Raw genomic sequence first — 3,994 nt, forward strand, 5'->3', positions numbered from 1 at the left:
CTCCTGCTCTGCTGACCGAAAGGCCCGACGATGCACGAAACAGCCTGGAAGCAGGTGACCATCACCTACCCTGGCCCGGACTCCCAGCAGCGGGAACGCCCCGCCGTCGACCATCTCGCCCGCGTCCTGCCCGCCGCCGAGGCCGACGGCCTCATCACCTCCTGGTTCTTCATCCGCAAGGGCCCCTGGCGCGTCCGCTACCTGCTCGCACAGGACGCCGACGGCGGCGACGAGCCGAACGCCGACCCCCTTCATCCCCTGCTCACCGACGGAGTCGACTGGACCGACGACATCTACGAACCAGAAGTCCACGCCTTCGGCGGGCCCAGCAGCATGGACACTGCGCATGCGCTGTTCCACCGCGACAGCCGCCACCTGCTCACCTTCCTCCGCGGCGACCCGGCCGACCGGCGGGAACACTCCCTCGTGCTGTGTACCGCACTCATGCGCGCCGCGGGACTCGATGTCAACGAGCAGGGCGACGTCTGGGCCCGGGTCGCCGAGCACCGCTCCGGCCTGGCCGACGCACCACCTGACCCACGGGTTTGGGCATCGTTCACCAGCGATGTCCGCCACCTCCTCCTCGGCGACGCCCTCGCAGACCTCATCGACACCGACTGGCTCGCCGCGTTCGAGGAAACGGGTAGAAGCCTCCGGACCCTGCGGGAAAGAGGCACGCTCACACGAGGCATTCGCGCGGTCATCTCGCTGCATGTGATCTTCCACTGGAATCGGCTCGGGCTTGCGGCGACCACACAAGCCACTCTCGCGCGAGCCGCGAAGGACGCCGTCTTCGGCAATGTGTCCGTAGACCGATCAACCAGACATCGCCAGACGGCAGCGCCCGGTGTGGGGCGTGGCGCTGGTTGACCACCGGGTCTGTTCCGTGGGCGACCGGGCGGTTACCGTTCCCGTGGCCCAGTTCCCGCGAGGGACACTGCACCAGCACCGGTCAGAGACAAGGCCCCGAGAGGATGGGTTGTCGTGGGCAAACTCGGCCAAAGAGTTGAGCAGGATGAGTTGCGGGCTCGGATGCGCGCCGCCGGGATGAGCCACGACGAAATCGCCGTCGAGTTCGCCCGCCGTTACAAGCTACGCCCGCGCGTTGCTCACCGCGTCGCTTACGGCTGGACGTTGCAGCAGGCCGCCAACCGCATCAACGCGCATGCCGCCCGCACCGGCGTCGACCCCGACGGCATCGCCGCGATGACCGCGCCGCGGCTGAGCGAGCTGGAGAACTGGCCCGTTCCGCTCCGGCGACGCCCCACCCCGCAGATCCTCGCCCTGCTCGCCGAGGTCTACGGCACCGACGTCCACAACCTCATCGACCTCGACGACCGCGAACAGATGCCGTCCGGCGACCAGCTCCTCATGAATACGATGCGCCGGGGTGGCGGAACCGTCGTCGGACAGCCGTCGTCTTCTCCGCCGACGGTCTCGACAGCCATCGACCGCGCATACTCGGACGCTGTACTCGAGCGTGCACTCGGCATCGTGGTTTCGGTAACTGCTGTCAGCGTCAACACCGAGCCCAACTGCGTTGCCACGACACGTCCGCTGCCGGTGCTGGGCCGCACGCCGACCGGCGACCCCCGCGATGACAAGGCAAGCCCTATGGCCCCGGAAACATCGTCGACCGCGGAACTGGTGAGTCGCTTCACCAGGGATGATCTCGCGGTCGACCGCCGCGAAGCGGCCCGCACCGTCGTCGGTGTGCTCGTCGGCGCTGCTCTCCTCGAACGTGTCGAGCGATGGCTGGCCGCGTCCGAACCGTTCCCGACACCGCGCCGCACCGCCGGTGTCGGATATCAGGAGATCGAACAGATCGAACACGCCGCGCGGATCTTCCGGGCGTGGGACAACCAGTTTGGCGGCGGCCTTCGCCGGAAGGCGGTCGTGGGACAGCTCGCCGAGGTCGCGGACGAGCTTCACGACTTCTCCCACCCGGCGGACCTGACGCGCCGCCTCCACAGCGCGATGGCCGACCTTGCCGAGACCGCGGCGACCATGTCCTGGGACTCGGGCCAGGGCGGGATCGCGCAGCGCTACTACCTGCTTGCCCTTCGCTCGGCCAGGACGGCAGACGACCCCGCGTCCTGCGTCAACATCCTCGCTGGCATGGCGCGCCAGCAGTTCTACCTCGACCGGGCGGCTGAAGGGCTTGAGCTCGTCCGTCTCGCGCAGGACGTCGCCGACGGACGTGTAACTCCAGCGGTGCGCGCGATGCTGTGCACGCGCGAGGCATGGGCGTACGCCAAGCAGGGCCGGCTCGCCGCGTTCCGGCGGGCGACGAGCAGGGCGCAGGACCAGCTCCGCGACGTCGACCCGGCTGCCGAACCGTACTGGATTTCCTACTTTGACCAGGCGGAACTTGTCGGCGTCACCGGTGGGCGGCTGCTCGACGTCGCGCACCAGTCGCCCGGGTACGCCGATGAGGCAGCCAGCTGGCTGAGTCAGAGCGTTGAGCTGCGGGGCAGTCACAGCCTGCGCAGCGCCGCCCTCGACCAGCTCGGGTTCGCCGAGATCAGGCTTGTGCAGGGCGAGTTCGACGAAGCGGCACGGCTGGGCCATGACGCGCTGACGACGGTTGAACAGACACGGTCCAGCCGGGTACGCGTCAAGCTGGCCGAATTCTACCGGCACGCCGAGACCAGGACATCGGCTCGCCCCGTCGCCGAGCTGTGCGCAAGGATCAAGCTCGTGCTGAACGCCGGCTGAACGGCGACCTGGACGATCGAGACGCGAGGAGGCCCGAGTCTTGGCCCGCATCGGTGTCACCGGCCACATGGACCTCACGCCCACGAGCACCTCGCTCGTGCGTGCCGCCCTCGTGGAAGCCCTCACCCCGCACGTCCCGTCGGGCCTCACGGGTGTCAGCTGCATCGCGGCCGGCGCCGACAGCATCTTCGCCGACGTGGTCCTGGAGATCGGCGGCGCGCTGGAGATAATTCTCCCCGCCGCCGACTACCGGGAGCAAAAGGTTAAAGCCGACCACGCCGACCTGTTCGACAGCCTCGTCCGCCGCGCCGCCGGCGTACGGGTCATGCCGCACGAGATCTCCGACCGCGCGGCCTACCAGGCTGCGAACGAGGCCCTCGTCGACTCCATCGACCTGCTCATGGCGGTCTGGGACGGCCAGGCTCCGGCCGACCGAGCGGGTACGGCCACCGTCGTCGGGTACGCCAGGTCCACGGGACGCACTGTGGAGGTCATCTGGCCGAATGGCGCGAAGCGAAGGAACCGCCTTCAGCCGTGAAGATCTGCCGTGAAGATCCGACTCCCGCCGCGCGGCGGGGAGAACCGGAACCCGCGGTGAAGCTCACGCAAAACGCGGATATCCTGGTACGAATGGCATTTCGTACCAGGAAGTGAACCCTGACGGTCCAGCAGGGCAAAGATTCCCGATGTGTTCTGCCGGCCATCGACAGAAGGCGATCAATGTGAATCCGGCGCGATCGCGCATCCGATTGGCCTACTTCGCGGCCGCCGTTCTGGTGCTCACCGCAACAGCGGCGACAATCGTGTACTTCCTGCACAGGGATCGGCACATGACGACGACAGGAATAGTCACAACCGTAGGTCCCATCAGCTTCTGCAGCGCCTGGGAACCGCCAGACTCGGGTGACTGCTACCTGGCCAGCGCGCAGATCCTTCGAGGGCTTCAGGTCGGTGCCTGCGTCACGGTGCAGGTCGAGAGCATCGACAGCGGGAATCCGCCGGTCCGGCCCCACCTGCGGGCGCTCAGCTGGCGGCCGGCACGGGGATGTTGACCACGGCGCCCGCGGTCGACGAACAAACTCACTGGGCCACGCCGGCCGTCGTCGGTACGGCCTGCCGGGCGCTCTTAGTTCGGTAGTGGGCGGATGTCGAGATCGCGGGCGGCGGCGACCGGGGTCGGGTCGAGACCGAGCACGATGCCGAGGTAGACGCTGGCGTAGTCGAACAGGCCGACCAGGGAGGCCAGCCGCTCCAGGCGGCTCGACCCCTGCGCGGA

The 3,994-nt window shown here is 68.3% G+C and carries 5 protein-coding genes; 4 read left to right on the forward strand and 1 reads right to left on the reverse strand.

Annotated elements, in window-relative coordinates; all coding sequences use genetic code 11:
• Window positions 1-30: 30 nt before the first annotated feature.
• The 4 genes from U9980_RS07570 (at window position 31) to U9980_RS07585 (ending at window position 3,770) form a co-directional block, all read left to right on the forward strand.
• A complete protein-coding gene (locus U9980_RS07570) occupies window positions 31-870 on the forward strand; it encodes a thiopeptide-type bacteriocin biosynthesis protein (protein ID WP_322767284.1) in 840 nt (279 codons plus the stop codon).
• A 114-nt stretch (window positions 871-984) separates the two neighbouring features.
• Complete coding sequence (locus tag U9980_RS07575) at window positions 985-2,718, forward strand: hypothetical protein (RefSeq protein WP_322767285.1); 1,734 nt, start codon at window positions 985-987, stop codon at window positions 2,716-2,718.
• Window positions 2,719-2,758: 40 nt separating this feature from the next.
• Window positions 2,759-3,256: a hypothetical protein gene (locus U9980_RS07580; protein WP_322767286.1), complete on the forward strand. Its 498-nt coding sequence runs from the start codon at window positions 2,759-2,761 to the stop codon at window positions 3,254-3,256.
• Between the two features lie 184 nt (window positions 3,257-3,440).
• On the forward strand, window positions 3,441-3,770 hold the full coding sequence (locus tag U9980_RS07585; RefSeq protein ID WP_322767287.1) for a hypothetical protein: 330 nt from the start codon (window positions 3,441-3,443) through the stop codon (window positions 3,768-3,770).
• A 74-nt stretch (window positions 3,771-3,844) separates the two neighbouring features.
• On the opposite strand, the gene U9980_RS07590 is transcribed toward U9980_RS07585, so the two are convergent.
• On the reverse strand, window positions 3,845-3,994 hold a 150-nt coding region (locus tag U9980_RS07590), incomplete at its 5' end, for an SIS domain-containing protein (protein ID WP_322767296.1).

The organism is Protofrankia sp. Cr1, assembly GCF_963555865.1.
In the GTDB taxonomy this organism is placed as follows: domain Bacteria; phylum Actinomycetota; class Actinomycetes; order Frankiales; family Frankiaceae; genus Protofrankia.

Excerpts from the sequence above, each read along its gene's own strand:
- U9980_RS07570 (WP_322767284.1), top strand. The coding sequence starts at position 31 with ATGCACGAAACAGCCTGGAAGCAGGTGACCATCACCTACCCTGGCCCG.